We start from the raw sequence: 19,881 nt of genomic DNA on the forward strand, positions 1-19,881 counted from the left end.
TCATTTTTAATGATTTATTAAGGTCTTTTAATAAACTTCATAGACAATTGAGACTGCCTATGAAGTTATTATCTGACTATTATTTTGTCACTCCTGTACAAGGGTTTATTTTCAGGAAATTCCCGTTTGGATATCCTTTATAAATAGGAACTGTAGCGTTTGCCAAGTAGATTTCCGTATAAGCAACATCCTGGTGGCAACCAGTAGGTGGTCTGTTATTAACTGGTAAAGCACATTCAAGAGAAAACTCTACAAAACCATCTGATGATTGTGATGCCATTTGCTTAGCTTCAGCCTGAGTAATGATAATTTCATTATATCTGCTCAATGCAGGAGTACCTGGTTTATGGTTACCTCTATCCTGATTACCTCCTGTATTACTTAAATGGATATTTCCAATAAAGCCAGGGTATGGATTGACCCCTCCTATTACAATATCATTTCCTTTTAAGTTGAAAGTAGCATCATTACAAACGTGGCCTTGGTCTACATCATCTCTGTACTGAATAACCACTCTCATCCCACTTAAACATGCAATAGTGGATTGACCTTTTAATTTTAGCGGAGCTAATTTATAGACCGTACTACAGCCGTTAGCATTGGTTACTGTAAGTGTTGGATTGAAAGTTTTTTCCTGTCCTGCAACAAGTTTATATACATGGAGTTTTTTATTAGCAGGTGCCTCATTATGGATGATTGGAGTACCATCATCAAAATTCCAGGTAAATGTAACCCCTGTAAAGTCTCCGGTAACATTAAATTCAACCGTAGCATCCGGATTGTTTGCATTTTCGTCCATCGTAGGAGCATCATAACTCACAGTACCGGTAGTAACAGATACGTTTGGCTGTGCGTACACTACCATTTGTGCTTCAACAGGATCATCATTAACGGTAAACGTAATCGTCTGTCCGAAATAAGCTGCGTTAACCAGACCAGGATCGAAGAAGCTTTGACCTCCGGATTGTGTAACTGCAGGAATCGGAGCACCATTCACAAATGCTTTTACTTGTCCGTCTAACGGAACAATGGTCATCAACACCGGAGCATCTTTCTGACATAGTTTGTTTGCCGGTAAGGACAGGAATGCAGGATCCTTTTTAGAACAACACAGATAAGGCAGTGAAAAGTCCGCAAGAACCTGATTTTCATCTTCTGAGTAATAAATCAATGCGAAAGTTCCGCCCGGCTCTACTCCTGCCTTATGTTCAAGGCCCGATTTTCTTTCTAAGAATTCGCTTAAAAGCTCACTTACCACATCGTCTTTTTTAGGATCCTGTTTTACTACTGTAACGCCATCTGAAGATCCTTCTTTTGAGAATTCAGCCTGGTTCAGCAATCTCAGCTGTTCATCCAGTTTAGAAATGTTCAGTAAAGTACTCTGTGAATTAAGTGTTCTGTTGCTGACATCGCTGGAAATGGATATCAGCTGCTTTCTGAGTTCATCAATAGATACTGTTTTTTCACGGATTGGCGGCTCGCTACCAGGCTTTCCTCCTTTTTCCAAAACCAATGCAATGACATCAAAAGCTAATCCGTATTGTGTTTTAAGATCATTGATGTTTTGCAATGCTGTTTTATAAGGCATTCCCAGGTGACCTTCAATTCTATAAAAATCATTATTGTCAATGTTATAATTCAGTGGATTCTGGATAAAATCTTCTCCTGCTAAATTGGCTGTATGATAGCTTAAATTGTAAGCTGCTCTATCTGTTTTTGTTTTTTCAAAATTCCATTGGGCTAACAAGGATTTGTCTACGTTATAGTAATATGGTATTGCCTTATTACCCAATCTTACATTCATATTTGAAGGTGTAATTTTAATTCGTCCGATATAGGTTTGAAATCCATTAACCTTCTGCACAAAACGATTGGCAAGCATTACAACTCTCTCATAATTCTCATCATCATTAGTAGTAATAGGTGAATTATAAAAACTGTGACGGAAAGGGATATATTTTCCTAATTCCTGCTTTGCTCCGACTGGCCCTAACATAAGGTGCTTAGGAAATGAAGCAATATCCGGACAACATTCAGCATTCAGATGCAGGATCAGCCCTTTTATTTCGTTGTAGGTGTCAATTAAGTCTTTTAATAAATCATATCGGTATTGATAATCTTCTAAGCCTGGAGAAGTGCTTGTCAGCAAAGGGTTCAGTTTATCAAAAAGCGTCTGCCCACCCAGATTCATATTTACGTTAAAAGCTCCTGCAATAGAGGTAAAACCATCACTTAATTCTGCAACAGTACTGATAGCACCTTGAAATTTTGTTTTTAACTGCGGCGCGGTTTTTACAAGAGGATCCAGAATAACTCTTTTCGCCTCTATATGAGGTAAACTGTCAAAAAGCTTTTCATAAGTATTGTGCTGCTTATAGATCGCATCTTTTGCGTCACCTTTCGTGATAAGCTCTGAAACAGATGCAGAATCTGCCAGAAGCACTTTAAGATTAGCAACCTGCTCTGCTCCATTGTTGTCACAATCTGCATCCTGACATGGGGTTTCATCATTAGAATAACTTTCCAGATACAGAATTACAATTTTATCATTTAATGAACTGTAAATCTCTCTTACCTGTTTAAAATCTGCAGCATTAGCTCCTTCGTTCACTAACTGTGTATACTCTTGTGTGGTAAACAATTCTAAAAGAGGAATTTGCTGTCCTCCGATACGAAAATGCTCATACCCCAGAACATCAACATAATTTCTATAGTATCTGTAATTTTTAGCATCGAAATCTATAACAGCCTCTGATTTTTTGCTTACTGCCTGACGCAGTGTTATCAAGTCTCCATCAGTAGTAACCCCGGCTCCCTGTGTAATCATAATAGTATCAAGAGGAATCTCAAGATCCATATCTCCGGGTCTGGATGTTTTTTCTGTTAAAGTAGGTAAGATTTCAAGTTCCACATATTTTGATTGAAAACCGCATACCACTCCTACGCCGCTCAGTCGGGTTCTTGATAATCTGTCCTGATCTTCAAAATAGTCTATAAATTCGTTTAATTGCCCTTCTGTTAACGCCTGATTGTCGTTGAACTTTCTATATTGGGTTGTTACATTGTCTAATTTAGTGTTCATTATTTTTCATTTTTTTTGATAAGTTCGATTGTCCTAATATGATCTTTCCGTCCAGCGTGTCGTTATCATTGGCATCACAGTCTAAAAGTCTTCCTGGTCGATAAATATTGTTTAAATGGCTGAGAGCATTCAGTAAATCCGTAATGCTGTTTCCAAGATTCGTAATATTATTTCTCGATTTATCTGAGAGGTATTTTTTAAATGCTGCTTCAAATTCGGCCAAATCGTTCTGAGCAGTTTGTTTTTCACTCAAACGGTCTCCCACCCAGCAGATTTTTGCTAAAACATGAGCAGGGATTTCCTGCCTGATCACGGTTTCCGCATAACGTCTGAAATCCGGATCCTGGAAACGGTAAGCAAACCCCGGAAGGACAACACTTACCCTGTAAGAATAAGGATCAAACACATCCACATCTGTTTCACAACCTTCACAAGAAGACATAAAGGCTTCCGAATATTCTATCGGATCTGTTGCAGGGTTTTCTTCCTCCAGATCATACATTATTCTGAAAGTACCTCCGATAGACATACAGCCAATACCTCCCATGAGTTTATAATCCTTAGTGGTTGGCTTTAATAATAAGTGCTCAACAAGGAAAATACCCTCTTCTGTAAATTCATACTTGAAATACTTCACCGTTGCCTTAATTCCGTCTTTCAATTCTTTCAAATCTGAATAAGGGTTGGTTTTTTTGTGGACAGCAATTACATTTTGTTCATCGGTATCATCTACAATTTCAAAATAATAGTTACCACCCAATGAAACACGGATTTTTATATTTCCAATGAAACAGTATCCCTTTTCACATGCTTTTAATTTTTCCAATGTAACTTCAGGATGTTTCTCATCTAAGATGTCTAATGCATTCTGAAGATCTTCCTCATCAATCTGAATGGTTTGATAAATGGCATCATTTAGGTTTTTTATAGCAATATGCTCAGTCGTATAGCTATTTACAGATGATAAGATAATATTACTGCCGGCATCTTTTATTTTCCAGGTATAAGTATTTTTACCAGCATTATCTGTTGTTTCAATAATGGATACCGGTGTTTGAGATAAGTTTCTCTGAGTATAATCTTTAATCCCCAGCAAGCGGGCAATTCTTTTCTGAACACCTGAAATATTACTGGTATTCCAAAGATCTGAATCTCCAATTAAGGTATAATTATATCCCAACCCTCTGTCTTTACTTAATGATGAATATTCTTTCAGGAAATTTTCTTTGTTGTTTAAGACAATTTCATCGGTGGATTTCCCATACAATGATTTCATTAAGAAGGTATAGTCGCTGAATGTTTCAGCAAAACGGGAGATCAGATGATCCAAAACTTCGTTACGGCGTTCCACGCTGTTATCCAGCTCTTCATATAACGAATCTGTAAGTTGATCATCACTCTCAGTATCATAGTCAGAAACCAGTTCATCAAAGCCTTTAATATTCTTAAGAGCCTGGGTAAAAAAGGTTCTTTTTAACTTACCATTAATGCTTAACACTTCTTTTACTTTTTCCAGGTGTTTGAAATAGCCGGCAAGGATCTGATCAAAAAATAACAAATACCCTTTCATTTGTTTGGCCAGGGCTTCTCTCTCCGGGGATGGATTTCCAATAATTCCAGATTCTCCTACTCCATAGGTATCCGGGAATTCATTCAGAATAGTAGCGTAGTTCGCAATATCATATGAAGTTCCTTGTGGCAATATCAATTCTTTATTCTGCCTTGCATCTTCTCTAAGTACTTCTTCTTCTCTTTTAAGGGTTTCTAAGTAATCCTGAACTTTTTTGTCATTGATATTTAACGGAAGAGATCCTTTGCTGTAACTGAATGAACTCAGTTCACACAGTTCCGGTTTTCTGCCTTTTTCAATACAGATCAGCCAATCATTATTTTGTTTGATCACACTGTCACAACCTGCAATAGACACGTCATGAATTTCTTTAACCCCATCAATTTTCATGATTTCACTGATGATATCGGAAAGACGAACTTCTGTTCTTAACTGGCTGTTTTTAAGCTCTTCCGTATCGATAAAGCCATTCTCAAGAAGCGGACCTTCAAAAATCTGATCTGTAGTCAGACCTTTGTCCAGCATTTGTTTCAGCGAATAAAAATGAACCTCCGGAGACAGATAATTATTGATTGTTCTGATGACTTTAGCATGCACCAGTTCTTCATCTGCTTTGCTGACAAGTCCGATACGGGCACACACTGCAACCTTCTGTATTTCAACTTCTTTAATTTCTGCCAGGTCTTCACAAAGCCCTCTATTAGCATGATAACTGTCTAATATTTTGATATTGACATTGGATTTTTCACATCCGACACCATCCGCATCAATATCTTCAGCGTAATCTACATAAAGGTCGTACAATCCTTTTATGTTAAAACTTTTTGTCTTTTCTCCGATAGGTTTAAAGTCTAAATCCCCGGTTTTACAATCGACATATAATTTTTCATTTTTAGGAACCAGCCAACAGTTACGGATTGGTCTTTTAAGACTTCCAGCCGTGCTGATATCGATAAACAACTTTCTGTAGTCCAGTTCGTTTAAAGGTCTTGAGGGTAAAATTTCTGCAGCCTTTAAAAACTGGGTATGAATGTCTTTATTTGCATCATCAGATGCTAAGATATCTTCCATGTTCAGGTTCATCCTCATCCCAAGATCCGTTATGGCATAACTTAAAACTTCCAGAGTGGTGATACCAGGATCATGAGAGTTATAATCGGTCCAGAGTTTTCCTCCTAACTTTTCTATATATTCAATTCCTGTTTTGCGTAGAAAATGAAAATCTGTCTGATCCCCGGTTTCTATATTTTTTGATATACTAATATGTTTATTTTCTGACATGATTATGTTTCTTCTTGTTTATTATTAAATACATACCTGTTCTGTAATCGTGACATTGTGCTGCTTGGCAGATACCAGAATTGATTTCGGATCTACTTCAATTAAAGATTGTCTTTGCAGGACATTATTCACAAATATTTTAATCTCATCAATGTAATCCACATAATACAACTGCTCCAGATAATTAACCAACTGATTAATATTCAGTTCTACATTAAAATCAATATTTTCAGAATCTGTAAAAGCCCATGGCGATATATATTTTTTAATATCTTCGTCCAGCTGTTTGATGTAAAATGCTTCATCATACTGCTCAAAGAACCTGACCTTTGTTTCTACTTTTGCTTCTTTATAATTGGGATTAATGACCTGAGCTTTCACGTGCATTGTATTTAATTCGTTTACATAATTTTGAATTTTATTCAATGAAGCACGGCTTACTCTCGGCTGATAGACATCAAAAGCATTTTTATTTTTAATATTCGGAACCACCATCAGGGTCACATGGCCCGGCGCCATATATGAATCTTCGGAAGTATGATTTAAACATTTTACCTTAAAGACTTCCGGGAATTCCTGCAATACCAAATGTTCGTAATCCCATTGGGTAATGGCTCTGTGCTTATGTCTTAATCGTTCACTTACCCGTCTGTAAAACTCCGTATCTGTTTCCTTGTATTTACCATCAAACGAGTTATAAGGCTGGCTGACAGATTTTACCTGAGGAACTCTGGTGATAAGCTTAGTAATGGTTTTCGCTTCCAGTCCGTTATTGAGATGAGACAGGTCATTATCCTGATTCTCGAAGGTTGCTAAAGCAGCCTGAGTGTAGATTCCCTGGATTTTGCATACGGCATCATAACTTCTTTGTGATCTGGCTCTGATCCAGACTAATCCATCGGTAAATCTTGTATGACTTTTATCGATATCTTTAGGTACTTTAAACTTGACAATCCCTGATTCCAGGAACTTTCTGGGCTCGTTTTGCAGCATATAATCCGACAAACTTTTCCATGTATTGTTTGAAAGGATATTCCATTCTATAAATTCTTTTTCAAGGAAAGTATCCACCAGAGGGTTTTCACTTCCTTCCAGCATTTGAATTAATAGAGACACGGTAGTCTGAGGCATTGCTTCCAGACCGATGTACAATTCACCTCCGTTTTGGTGTACCGGTACAATGCTTTTGGTTTCGACTTCCTTTTCGTATTGACCGAACACGTCTTCGTGATACAGCTGTACTTCTTTATTTTTTGAAGCTTCTCCGGCAGATTCTTTTTCCAGATACGAATACACATTTTCTTTCGCGCTGTAATTCAGCTCTATATCTTCAGCAAAAGGAATATATGGCTCGTTAGGAATAAGTTTTTTAAAGCTCGGATTACTTGATAATGCCAATGTATACAGTTTAGGGTATACATCCTGTAATGACGACTGGTTCAGCGTTACTCTGATCGTCTCACTTGTTCCGGCTTTATTACTTGCATTATTTACGGAAAACTGGATTTTATAAGCGTCTTTTACTTTCGTGAATACATCAATATCATTAGCCTTTTCATACCAGATTTCCTTATCCAGCAAGGCAATATCTGCTTTAAAATAAGCGTCAGAACCTACGATTGAGGAGCTTTTTAAGGCCTCAAAATCAGTTAAGCTGATATTTTGATTTGGCTGAATAACATATCCGCTGTATAAATCTTTTATAGAGTCCGGAGCATTCTTCCAATTGATCGTGATGTCTGCATTTTGCCATTTTTTGGAAAACAGTTCAGGACATTTGATATAGAAATTAGATCCTTTAACAGGTTGTGCGGTGAAAGGATAATAAGGCTTTTCTGAATTTAACGCCCCATTGTCATTTTCTAGCTGAATAGATTTTACTCCCTTTACATCAACTGCTATTTCGATGTTCTTTATTGATTTTTCTGAAAGAGCTTCATACACATCATAGTATTTTTCTCCTTCAATCATCAATCTTACTACAGGAAAGCTGGTTTGAAATGTTTCTGCCAGCACTTCTTTATTGTATTTAACAACAGCCGGGAACTCTTTTTGTAATGTAATAGAAAGTTCTAATCTTTCTTCTTCGTTTTTAATACATGTTAAATCAGCACCTGATAACCATTCTTTCTCTCCGCTGCAAAGCACTTTGATATTATTTTTAATCTCTGTTTTTGAAAGGCTTTGTAATTTCTGGGTTGAGTTCTTATTAAAATCAATCTTAAGAGTAATGGTACGCTCTCCTTCTTTTAAATCAAGTAATGAGGATGCTATGGAAAAACCCAGTTTGGCTTTTGGAAGTTCCTTATAAATAGATTTATTGGAAACGGTTTCATCAGAATTATATCCAAACGGCCACCAATAATTGTTGTTTTCCGGCAATTTATCACCCAATCCGTCAGCAGAGTTGGCTACGGGAGCCATTTTCAGTTCTCTGTTTTCCACGTCATTTAAAAAACTTTTGATCTCAACTACTTTTGCCTGATTGGCTATAAGTTCATCACCTGTTTTATAAATTCGTTTTTTGCCATTAGCATCTTTATTCCCATCCAGTAATGTACCGGCTGGAATTTTTTCCTGAATCGCTTTTTTGGCGAGTTCAAAAATCACATAAACTTTGTCTGATTTGGCATCATTTTTCTCAATTTGAAGAATTTCATTATAATAGAAATCCAGGTGCCTTTTCGTCAGATTATTGAAGGCTTTTTTTGAGAAATCCAATAATTTTAAAAAGCAAACAAATAATGTCAGGTGAGGTGTCAGGCTGCTATCCTGTTCAAACTGGGACATAAGATCTGTAACCTGTTTTTTCATACTTTTATACTCAACGCTTTCTCTACGCGGGATAGGGTCGGCATCAGCACCCAGAAAGAAGTTTCCCCACTTTCCTTTGGGTTTTGTATTATCATCTTTGTCAAAATAGTTTACATGTTGAGCAAAATTGTTTGCGAATAATAGCCAGTCAAACAAATCGAAATCGTGTAACTCAAGATTCTCAGGATCTAGTTCTGCTAAAAAGCGCTGCATTTGTGATTTTCCTTCACGATAATGTGAAAATGTATCTGTTTTTTTCATTTGTTTATATTTATCTTTCTATGGTCAGATGCAATACTTATTGTAGTGTTTGGTAGTATTCAAAATGGCTACAGACATCCCGTAATTCATTATATTTCGGTAGCTTCTCCTTTGTAAAAAGGGAAAACCATATTGCTTCTTGTATTAGTATTTCTTACTTCGTAGTCAACTTGTATTAAAACTTCACCCTGAAGTTCTTCCTGAGTATCAATTTCAATACTTAGAATATTGATTCTGGGCTCATGATATAAAATAGCACGCTCAACGATTCCTTTCATTTGGGTAATCAGCGTTAAGTCCAGAGGTTTAAAGAGCATTTCCTGCAAGTCACACCCATAATTTGGGAACATGACACGTTCACCAGGGCGTGTTGACAATAAAATCTTAAGGCTGTTATTGATGTCTTCTACATCTGTGGTCATGACCAGTTTTCCTTCAGTCTCGTTAAACTCAGGCGGAAAACTCCAGCCTGTTCCTAAAAAATCTGTATTTATTTTCATACGTTATTTGTTATATTGAATGTTCACATCCTGCATCTGTGCATAGAGTTTTTGGTTATTCTAACCGCTTTATTATTGATGTTTTACATTTTTATGTTGAGTCGGATTCTATGTATATGGGAGCTTATGATGGCATTAAAGCTGTCTTCCCTATTATCCGCCTATTAAAACAGTAGCGTCACCTGCGGTTATTACCCCTCCATGAGCGGTAGAATCTCCCATTCTGGCGGCAGGTTTCCCGCCTATCAATACGCTTGAAGATCCTGACGCAATGGTGTCCGGTGGCCCTGTACATACTGCTTTATCTCCTTGTCTTGCTGCAGGCATTCCGCCGATAAGGACCGTGGGTTCTCCTGCCGGAATGATAGGACCTCCTACATGGGGAACTGTTCCTGTTACCATAGGACAGGTATGCATATCTGTAATTCTTGCTGCCGGTTTCATGATTATTAATTAATTTTAACTTGAGATCCTTTTACTACGGTTACTGCTCCTGATTTAAGCTCTGAACCAGAACTTCCTTCTGCTTTGAACTGAGCACTTGCTTTTACATTGATATTCGTTCCTTCCATATTGATATCACCCTTTGCTTTGATCTTGATGTCTTTCCCGCTTTCCATACTAATACCATCTTTGTTAAGGGTAAGAATATTAGAATGTTCGTCTTCTATTTTAATAACATCTGCATCTTCATCTACAATCACTTTTTTGCCTTTTGGGGTTTCGAGCGTATATGAAATTTTGTCATCATTAAAGATCATTTTCATTTTGCTTCGGGTCACAAATCCTTTTTCATGATTATCATCAGAAGCTACAATGGGAGCAGGTTTTGCACTACTGTTCAGCATTCCAAGTACCACAGCATCATTGGGATCATCATTAATAAATCCGATAATGACTTCGTCTCCGATTTCCGGTCTGAAGAATGATCCTCTGTTTTCTCCTGCATCAAGGGTGGCTATTCTTGCCCAAATCCCTTCTTCTTCGTTATTAATGATAGGAATCTGCACTAAAATTCTATCTTCTCCGTCCGGATCTGATTCCAATTGAGACACTACTCCTACATGCAATCCGCTTATGGCAGGAATAATTCCTGAACCTGGCATTTCACTTACATCATAGGTTTCTGAGAACCATGTTGGAGAAAGTCCGAACTGAGCGTCCACCAGCCAGTTTCCTTCAGCAATTTCATGACGGACACCGGTTACGTATATTTTTCCGTTGAATCGGTTTCCAACGCCTTGCAGTGTCAAAGTAACTCCCGGTTTCACAGATGGAATTCCCTGGAATTTTACTCTTCCTCTTGTTTTGGCTAATTGCTGGAAGGTTGCTTTGGCATCACCCCATTCCTGCAGTTCTCCCTGAGTGAGGTTTCCACCATGTTTAAGCTGCAGGTCTTCGATTCCGAAAACATCTGCTAAATCACCTGATGAAAGATTTCCGTTGAGGTTGACAGCAGGATCCTGAGCTTCCACTTCAGTCAGTTCCTGATCGGTATAGCTCCATGTTTTGGCTGTAATCTTGTTGAACTGGTCTCTGGCATCAATTTCTCCGTCAAATTCATGTACAGATGATCCATAAACCACTGTTTCTACGGCTTCACCACTAAAATCAGGTTTAGCGATTTTGATGGTTCCGTCTTCAACGGAGCAAAGTTTACCGTTGACCTGTGCTCTGGTGAGCATAAAATCCCAATCGGAAGCCTGGTACTGAACCAATTCCTTATGTGAATTCGAAGTCGTTTCAACATCGGCAGTAAGTCCGTTATTACCAACCAATTCTTCAATAACATCACTGTCTGTACTTTCGTAGAAATATTTGCTTTTTCTTCCTAAGGTCATTTTTACAGCCTTATCTCTGCATTCTACAATCAGATAAGAAGAACCGTTTCTGATTTTGATATTGTGCTTTACGACAACTCCTTTAAAAATGGTTTCTTCTTCAGAATGGTATCCAGCGGTGATCTCGATTTCTTTTCCGGGAATTAACAGATCTTCATTACTGAGCTTGAAATCCTGCTCCGGTACACTTCCATCTAAAATAACAATGCGGGCATAAGGAATTCTGTTGAATTCTTTTTCCACGATAATGTTTTTCACTCCGTACTTCCCCGGCAGTTCTGTGCCTCCAGACATCACCTTATAGGTAACTAAATCCGGATTTTTTGCTGTTTGTATGTATCCGCTATTATTCATATTATGAAACTTTTTCTAACGGCGGAAAGAATAATTCCTGCCCTGGTTTTAGCTGTCTGAAATTGACAAGATTGTTTATTTTAGCTACCTCCAGATAGTATTTGGAATCTCCGTAAATTCTTTCGGTCATTAAGGGCAATGTATCCCCGGCTTGTACTGTTCTTTTATGAGTAAGATCCGGAGATTGCAGATTTTCAATTTTACCGGCAAGTTTCGGACTTGTAGATTCACTGAAGGTTGCTTTTCCTATAGCTCGTAAAGGCTGGCCTTCGTTGTCAAATAGTTTATATTCTAACGTTAATTCAGAAAGCACTCCTTTAAATTCAAAACTCCCCCAGTTAAGGATAACATTATAGGGTTTATGGATAGAGCCTTCGAGCTCACCTGTCGCCTTATAAAAATCTTCAATCTGTTTTGTTACAGCTGTTTTTGCAAAAGATTTTCCTTTAATTTTATTGATCAGTTTAATACCGGAATTTGCTTCCGTAACTCCTGTCCCATCAAATAGAAATTCTAATTGCAAATCAGGTGAAGCTGATGAGGTATATCCTAAATTAGGTTTAGAATTACCATCTGCCTGGTCTTTATTATATTTCGTTTTATAGGTCATGGAAAAACCTGTCGGATTGATAAAAGCTTTAAAAGCACCGCTCTGAATTCTTTTATCATAATCAGAGTTTTCGTAGGTTCCGATTGTTAGTTTTTGAATTGCTCCTCTCATTATCTTTCTTTTTTACGGTGTTCTATCTTTGCTGCCTGTTCTACACTTTCGCTGATGGCGCGCATGAGCTGTGCTTCATCTACCGATGTGGCAGTTGTAGTTGCTTCTGCTTTTTCGTCCACATTTATTTTAATGTGAAGCTCTTTTATTTCTATTGGCATTTCGTTTGTTTTTTAATGATCATTAATATTCAAAACACTAATAACCAATGATTTAACATGTTTATTTAAAAAAATCCAAGCACATGAAGGGTGTGTTCAGTCTCTGTTATAGACCAATCTGTTGTTTTTTTATGAAAAAAGATTTGGGTAAAATTTATCTTTAAACTAACACACGTTCAAGTGCTTAGATTTGATTTAGAAATTACAAGCCTAAGCTTGCTAACGATGAGGGTATTGTGAAATATCTATATTTCAGTTCTATTGTTTCAATAGCAAGTTTGCTTTCTTCTGCGTTGAATTCGGATACTTCCCATCTTACGGGGTATGCTCCCACTACATTCCAAACCATTAGGGGTGCTGTAGACTGAATCCCGCCTGAAAGAGTAATGATCAGGTCTCTGGGTTCAAACTGGAAGTTTTCCATCGCATTTCTACACCAGCTTATCAATCCGGAACTTACGATTAACCCACGCTTAAGAACTAAATTAGGATATTTGGGTCTCAAAGGAAGCTGGTGTGTAAACCTGTTTTCGCCTCCTTCGGCATATTCTTCAGTTCCAATTTCTGTTGATAAACCAGATATAGATTGAAATCTGGAGTCAATACCCTCTGTTGTTGAAATCCCGTTAACAATAAAAGAGAAACTGGTTGGAGGATATAAAACTGCCATGATTAGTTATTTTCAATAGTTAATCCTTCGTGGGCAATTTCTAAGGTTTCGATAGCCACCTCATTCCCTTCAGCTTTCAGATCTGTTGATTGCAATTTAAGCGGGAATGCATTTTTCACTTTCCACGTTACTGCAGGAGCTCCTGTTTCATCCAGAAGGGAGATCGTGATAGATCTGCGCTCTACTGTACTTAGCTGAATACTTTGGAACCAATCGAAATATTCGTTATCAGTTTTGAAAGTTCCTCTTTTTAAAGTGATGTTACTGAAAGTTTTCATTCCAGGCATCTTAATCTTACTGAAATCAGGACTTGCGCCATGTCTGTATTCAATTAAAGCTGCTTCAACATTTAAACCGCTGACTTCCTGAAAACCTACTTTTGTTCCTCCCCAATCTACTTCAAAGGCAAACTTTACTAATGGATATGTACTCATAATATTTTTATATTTAATTGTTATTTAATTGATTTTATGCTTCCTGTAATTTATGTGAAAAACGTAACACAATAAATTCAGCAGGACGTACTGCAGCCATACCGATTTCGATGTTCATTCTTCCTTCTAAAATATCCTGAGCCGACATTGTTTTGTGCAGACCAACGCTTACGTAATAAGCTTCTTCCGGCTTGCTTCCTGCTAATGCTCCATCTCTCCACTGCTGATCAAGGAAATTCTCAATCATAGCCTGTACACGAACCCATGTATTAGCAGTATTCGGTTCAAAAACGAAACGTTCTGTAGCTTTCTTCACAGACTCTTCTACCATGTTGAAGAATCTACGTACAGGTACATATTTCCATTCGTTACTGTTTCCGTCTAACGTTCTTGCTCCCCAGACTAATGTTCCTTTTCCGGTAAAAGTTCTGATCGCGTTGATTGATTTTCCTGCTACCGCATCTACGTTCAATCCTTCTTGCTCTTCATGAGAAATTTTCGCTACAGGTGCCAGTACATTGCTGATTGCTAAGTTGGCAGGTGCTTTCCATACTCCGGAAGTACTGTCTACTTTAGCATAAATCCCAGCCATTGATGAAGATGGAGTCAGTACCACTCTTTTAGAGGCAATGACTGTCTGAGCCTGATTGTATAATGCTGAACTTTTTGATTTCAACCATGCTAAATTGTTTTCATTCTGAGGCATTGTAACGTCTACAAGTGCTCCTGCAGCATTGATTTCTTTATAGCTATCGATTTTAACGTCTTTATCATCAAAGCTATAGCTTAACACTGTTTCTAATTTTGGATAATATGCAGCTCCATATTTTAATCCTGTAGCGTTTACTCCGGCTCTAAAAGCAGCAGCATCTTCAAAAACATCCATAATAACGAATCTGTCTTTCAAATCTTCTGCCTGATCCAACGCTTTATTGTAAAGTTTATAAGCATCTGCTCCTAGAACTTCAGCATCCGGGAAAACAATAAGCGTTGGTTCGTCTTCTTTTTCCAATGATTTTAATCCGAACCATAAACCGCCGGCAAGTGTTTCTGTTCCTAAGGCAGGAGTTTTATCATAATCTGCCACTGAAACGACATAACATGGACCTCCACCATTGGCAAAGTACATTTGCATCGCATAATGCATTTTATAAGGACTTAGTTTGGCGTTGTCTACTTTTGCCGTTACCACAGTATCTTCAATCGAAATAGAGATCGCTGTTTTTTCATTTTTTGCTCCTCCAAAAATGGTTTCATATTCCAACATAGAAGAGATTCTTGTCGGTTCATTTCTTGGTCCTTTATCCGTATGTCCGATAAAAGCAGGGATAGCCGTTTCTACTTGTGCTACAGAGGGTGGGAATTTCGCAATTTCTTCTACGTAAACTCCAGGTGTTTTGTAATTCATTTGTTAAAAATTTAAAGTTAATATTAGTTATTTTCAATAGTTAATCCTTCGTGGGCAATTTCCAGTGTTTCAATAGCCACCTCATTCCCTTCAGCTTTCAAGTCTGTTGATTGCAATTTAAGCGGGAATGCATTTTTCACTTTCCACGTTACTGCAGGAGCTCCTGTTTCATCCAGAAGGGAAATCGTGATGGATCTGCGTTCTACTGTACTTAGCTGAATACTTTGGAACCAATCGAAATATTCGTTATCAGTTTTAAAAGTTCCTCTTTTTAAAGTGATGTTACTGAAAGTTTTCATTCCAGGCATCTTAATCTTACTGAAGTCAGGACTTGCGCCATGTCTGTATTCAATTAAAGCTGCTTCAACATTTAAACCGCTGACTTCCTGAAAACCTACTTTTGTTCCGCCCCAATCTACTTCAAAGGCAAACTTTACTAATGGATATGTACTCATAATTTATTTTTAATTTTAATTGTTATTTAATTGATTTTATGCTTCCTGTAATTTGTGTGAAAAATTGAGGACGATAAATTCAGCAGGACGAACTGCAGCCATACCGATTTCAATGTTCATTCTTCCTTCTAAAATATCCTGAGCCGACATTGTTTTGTGCAGACCAACACTTACGTAATAAGCTTCTTCCGGCTTGCTTCCTGCTAATGCACCATCTCTCCACTGCTGATCAAGGAAATTCTCGATCATAGCCTGTACACGAGTCCAAGTATTGGCAGTATTCGGTTCAAAGACGAAACGTTCTGTAGCTTTCTTCACAGACTCTTCTACCATGTTGAAAAATCTACGTACAGGTACATATCTCCATTCATTGTTGTTTCCGTCTAATGTTCTTGCCCCCCAGACTAACGTTCCTTTTCCTGCAAAAGTTCTGATCGCGTTGATTGATTTTCCTGAGGTAGCATCTACATTAAGCATCTCCTGTTCTTTGCTGGAGATTTTTACAGCAGGTACATCTACCAGGCTAAGCCCTAAATTAGCCGGTGATTTCCATACTCCGGAAGTACTGTCTACTTTAGCATAAACTCCGGCAATTGCAGATGACGGTGCCAGTACTACTGACGCAGACTGAATTGCTTTTTTAGCCTGATTATACATTTCAGAATTAGCAATCTTCAATTCTGCTAAAGTTGTAATACCAGATGCACCGGTAACTGAAATATCAGCATCTTTGAAATCATAGCTTAAAACAGTCTTCAGTTTTGGATAATAAGCCGCACCATATTTCAGACCTGTAGAAGTTACTTTGTCTCTAAAAGCGGCAGCGTCTTGAAGAATATCCATAATGACGAATCTGTCTTTTAATAATTCTGCCTGATCTAAAGCCTTATTATACAAAGCATAGATTTTGCCGATAGCAACAGAATTACCCGCTCTGGAAGTAACAAGACTGCTGGCAGCAAGAGCATCAGTCTCCATAGTAGAAGCTGTAGTAAAATCTGTTTCAAGAGCAGTAGCAACAGCCTGAGCAGCAGCCTTAACCGTAGCAACCGTAGCATTAGCAACAGCAGCAGCCACCTTAACTGCGGCTACAACAGCCTGACCACCCTTAGCACCAGCAACCTGTAAATCGTTAGGATTAGCAACATTAAACTCAGCTGCCTTAGCAACTGCAGCCGCAACTGCAGCGTCTACATTAGCCCCTGCAACAGCATCTGCAACCACACCTGCAATACTTTTAGCGGCAGAGGCAATATTTTTAGCATATACCGTTTTAGCAACAACAGATTGAGCATCAGCAACATCAGCAGCAGAAGGAGCTAAACTTTGAAGATCCGGGAAAACGATCAGGGTAGGTTCGTCTTCTTTTTTTAGTAATTCAAGACCTGATAAAAAAGCTTCTGCCGGTGTAGGAGCACCTACAGCCTCTGGACTTTTATAATCTCCTACAGAAACAATATAACAAGGACCTCCACCATTGGCAAAATACATCTGCATGGCATAATACATTTTAAAGTCGCTTACCTTAGTTGGAATTGCTGTTGCAACACCATCTTTGAAAGCTACAGCGAAGATTTCAGGGTTTGCTTTTCCAAAAATTTCTTCATACTCCAACATGGAAGCAATTCTTGTTGGTTTATTTTTCGGTCCATCCGCTGTATACCCAATAAAAGCAGGGATAGCCGTTTCAACTTGCGCTACGGAAGGGGGAAATTTTCCTTGTTCCTCCACGTAAACTCCAGGGGTTTTGTAATTCATTTTAAAAAATTTTACGTTAATATTAATTATTCCTCGAAGTAAAACTTCGGGTATTTATTCGTGATTGATTTATTGATTTTATCTTTCTAGAACTGTTGTAATTTGTGCGAGAAGTTGAGTACAATAAACTCTGCAGGACGCACTAATGCTATTTTAAGGTCTACATTCATTATAGTAGTTCCTTCTACTCCTTTCACAGTTACTTCATAAGCTTCTTTCGGAGTACTTCCTGCCAATGCACCTTCCATCCATTGCTGGTTAAGAAAATTTTCCAGCATTGTTTTTGCCCGTAACCATGTGTGAGGGATATTAGGCTCATTCATAAACTTGTTGAGGGCATCGTTGACCGATTGTCTGATCATATTATAATAGCGGCGTACATGTACATACTTCCATTCGTTATCTTTCCCTTCATCATTTTTATCTTTTCCTTCAAGCGTTCTGGCTCCCCAGATTAAGGTACCTTTTCCTGTAAATGTTCTGATCGCATTGATGGATTTCCCGAAAGCATCTATATTTAAAGCAGCCTGTTCCTGATCTGAAATTTTTTCTGTCGGGGTAATAACGTGGCTGATATTGATATTTGCCGGAGCTTTCCACACTCCTCTTGTGCTGTCTATTCTGCCATATACTCCTGCTATTGCTGATGATGGCGGTAAAACAACTTTTAACGACTGCATTTCTTTTTTCACCTGATTATATAATGCCGAATTGGATGATTCCAGATTTTTAAGGGTAATCCCATCTGCATTTCCTTTTTCGTCTTTTACCCCGAGAATTGCCGTTTTTAAATCAGTAAACTCTCCGGTGAAACCAGGTGCATTTTCATCTGAGCCATCAGGGACCATAAAATCATCTATTGTTCCGTCATAAATGGCTTCTAATACAATCTGTGCCTCAGAAATTGCTACGGTTAAAGCATTTTTTTTATCACCTGCATCTGCATTTTCATTCACTTCTTCTGCTATCGCAATAGCCTGCCCTAATAAATCGGCAAGGACGTAAGCATCCGCAGATCCGGTTGAGATTTCGGCACTCGCCAAACTTTTTAATTCATCTAAAGCAGCAGTCTCCCCAGCGTAAAAAAGAGCACTTCCTTGCCCTGCTTTTTGCAAACCGGCATGTACTATAGGTGTTTTAGTCTCATCAAAAGTATAATTCAAAATGGTTTTTAAGTGAGGAAAGTAAGCGGCTGCATGATTGGTTGGGTTTACTTTATTTCTAAAAGATTCAATCGTGGTAAGATTGTCTGATTGGATCACAGAATTTCCGTAATAGGTATCCAGTATAACAAATCTGTTTTTAGTCTCATCTTTAGCTTTATCAATAGCCTGATTGTAAATGCTATAAAACTCAGATTCATTGGTAAGCGAAATAGCATCAGGGAAAATAATAAGAATCGGTTCTTTAATTTTTTTATGATCGATTTTAGCCAGTCCCGCTTCCAATGAGGATAATTGTACTTGTACTGATGTATAATCCCCTACAGAAATGATATAACACGGTCCTCCGCCATTGGCAAAATACATTTGCAGCGAATAATACATTAAAAATTGTACCTGAGGTGCTACAATAGTTGCTCCTTTGCCTTCTACATCCTGTAGCTGGATATTCTCTTCTTTTGCTTTTCCAAAATATTGCTCATATTCTAAAAGAGAACGGATGATGAATGGCTCATTATACCCAACAGGGAGTAATTCGGTATACCCGATAAATACTGGCATAGCCGTTTCTATGTAGGCAACTGAGTATGGAAGTTTCGTAATTTCTTCAACAGAAACACCTGGTGTTGCTGGATTTAACATGTTCAAAAGTTTAAAGGGTTATTAGTTTTTAGTTTTTTAGTTTTTTGTTTTTATGATTAATCAACTTTAATACTCTGTATATTAATGTCATTAATTAATTTAACAGGAACTACCTCCTTAGCTGCAATTTTTATCACACTGATTTTATATAAAGCGGAAGGCATTATTTTTCCGCCTAATAAGCCCCATACGTAACTTAGCTGTTCAAAGGGAATGGAATGCAGTTCAATTCTGAAGCTGAAATTATTTTCAGGCTCAAGGTCAACATACTCCAGAACATTCTTAGCCTGAAATATCTCAATAACTTTTGAAATACTCAGTAAAGATTTGCTGTACGTACTTCTGTTGGCAGCAATCATTACATATAGATTTAAGTAGGCAGGAGTACTTTCCTTATCATATCGGACCGGATTGTTTTCCACTACAACCGGCTGATACCTTGATCTGTTTTTCAATGTTGATTCTTCCTCAATATTGAGCAGACTAATTACTACTTTGTTACTAAGTCCTTCAGTGTTTTCATCATGTTTTGCGATGTCATCAACGATAGCAATTTCAATCTCACCAGGAACGTTAGGATCCCATAAACCATCCGGAGCATTTAGCTGATTTTTTAAAACTGTTAATACTTTATTAATCATAATTTCTGTTCTTAATTATTATGGTGCAAACATACAATCACCCCCCGTCAAAAGACAAATATTTTGGGCGCTCAATACAGTCTTTGCAGTAAATAGGATTTTAATTCTTATCAAAGAAAACTAAA

15 protein-coding genes are annotated in these 19,881 nt (G+C 37.8%); all 15 read right to left on the reverse strand.

Annotated elements, in window-relative coordinates:
• Positions 1-79 precede the first annotated feature (79 nt).
• Positions 80-3,082 (reverse strand): PKD domain-containing protein, encoded by a 3,003-nt coding sequence (locus PZ898_RS07055; RefSeq protein ID WP_277695153.1) that lies wholly within the window; start codon positions 3,080-3,082, stop codon positions 80-82.
• Entirely contained in the window at positions 3,072-5,933 is a 2,862-nt protein-coding gene (locus PZ898_RS07060; RefSeq protein ID WP_277695154.1) for a hypothetical protein, read from the reverse strand. Before PZ898_RS07060 ends, PZ898_RS07055 begins: the two co-directional genes overlap by 11 nt.
• A gap of 24 nt (positions 5,934-5,957) precedes the next feature.
• Positions 5,958-9,008 (reverse strand): baseplate J/gp47 family protein, encoded by a 3,051-nt coding sequence (locus tag PZ898_RS07065; RefSeq protein WP_277695155.1) that lies wholly within the window; start codon positions 9,006-9,008, stop codon positions 5,958-5,960.
• Positions 9,009-9,097: 89 nt separating this feature from the next.
• Positions 9,098-9,508, reverse strand: coding sequence for a GPW/gp25 family protein (locus PZ898_RS07070; protein WP_034699502.1), 411 nt, complete (start codon positions 9,506-9,508; stop codon positions 9,098-9,100).
• A gap of 153 nt (positions 9,509-9,661) precedes the next feature.
• The gene (locus tag PZ898_RS07075) at positions 9,662-9,952 is read right to left on the reverse strand and encodes a PAAR domain-containing protein (RefSeq protein WP_034699500.1); all 291 of its coding nucleotides are present in this window, start codon (positions 9,950-9,952) and stop codon (positions 9,662-9,664) included.
• Positions 9,953-9,957: 5 nt separating this feature from the next.
• Complete coding sequence (vgrG, locus tag PZ898_RS07080; RefSeq protein WP_120231701.1) at positions 9,958-11,703, reverse strand: type VI secretion system tip protein VgrG; 1,746 nt, start codon at positions 11,701-11,703, stop codon at positions 9,958-9,960.
• Position 11,704: 1 nt separating this feature from the next.
• A complete protein-coding gene (locus tag PZ898_RS07085; RefSeq protein ID WP_123279999.1) occupies positions 11,705-12,424 on the reverse strand; it encodes a LysM peptidoglycan-binding domain-containing protein in 720 nt (239 codons plus the stop codon).
• The gene (locus PZ898_RS07090) at positions 12,424-12,585 is read right to left on the reverse strand and encodes a DUF5908 family protein (RefSeq protein WP_167348777.1); all 162 of its coding nucleotides are present in this window, start codon (positions 12,583-12,585) and stop codon (positions 12,424-12,426) included. The genes PZ898_RS07085 and PZ898_RS07090 overlap by 1 nt, the downstream gene beginning before the upstream one ends.
• Positions 12,586-12,787: 202 nt before the next feature.
• Complete coding sequence (locus PZ898_RS07095) at positions 12,788-13,255, reverse strand: phage tail protein (protein WP_047388278.1); 468 nt, start codon at positions 13,253-13,255, stop codon at positions 12,788-12,790.
• Positions 13,256-13,257: 2 nt separating this feature from the next.
• Positions 13,258-13,689, reverse strand: coding sequence for a phage tail protein (locus PZ898_RS07100; protein ID WP_034699490.1), 432 nt, complete (start codon positions 13,687-13,689; stop codon positions 13,258-13,260).
• Between the two features lie 34 nt (positions 13,690-13,723).
• Complete coding sequence (locus PZ898_RS07105; RefSeq protein ID WP_062671653.1) at positions 13,724-15,097, reverse strand: phage tail sheath C-terminal domain-containing protein; 1,374 nt, start codon at positions 15,095-15,097, stop codon at positions 13,724-13,726.
• A 23-nt stretch (positions 15,098-15,120) separates the two neighbouring features.
• A complete protein-coding gene (locus PZ898_RS07110; RefSeq protein ID WP_034699490.1) occupies positions 15,121-15,552 on the reverse strand; it encodes a phage tail protein in 432 nt (143 codons plus the stop codon).
• Positions 15,553-15,588: 36 nt separating this feature from the next.
• On the reverse strand, positions 15,589-17,310 hold the full coding sequence (locus PZ898_RS07115) for a phage tail sheath C-terminal domain-containing protein (RefSeq protein ID WP_277695158.1): 1,722 nt from the start codon (positions 17,308-17,310) through the stop codon (positions 15,589-15,591).
• An 86-nt stretch (positions 17,311-17,396) separates the two neighbouring features.
• Positions 17,397-19,115 carry a phage tail sheath C-terminal domain-containing protein gene (locus PZ898_RS07120; protein WP_277695159.1) on the reverse strand — a complete coding sequence of 573 codons (1,719 nt, stop codon included), beginning with the start codon at positions 19,113-19,115 and terminating at the stop codon, positions 17,397-17,399.
• Positions 19,116-19,171: 56 nt separating this feature from the next.
• Positions 19,172-19,756: a DUF4255 domain-containing protein gene (locus PZ898_RS07125; RefSeq protein ID WP_062671648.1), complete on the reverse strand. Its 585-nt coding sequence runs from the start codon at positions 19,754-19,756 to the stop codon at positions 19,172-19,174.
• Positions 19,757-19,881 lie beyond the last annotated feature (125 nt).

The organism is Chryseobacterium sp. WX (genome assembly GCF_029542485.1).
Lineage (GTDB): Bacteria > Bacteroidota > Bacteroidia > Flavobacteriales > Weeksellaceae > Chryseobacterium > Chryseobacterium cucumeris.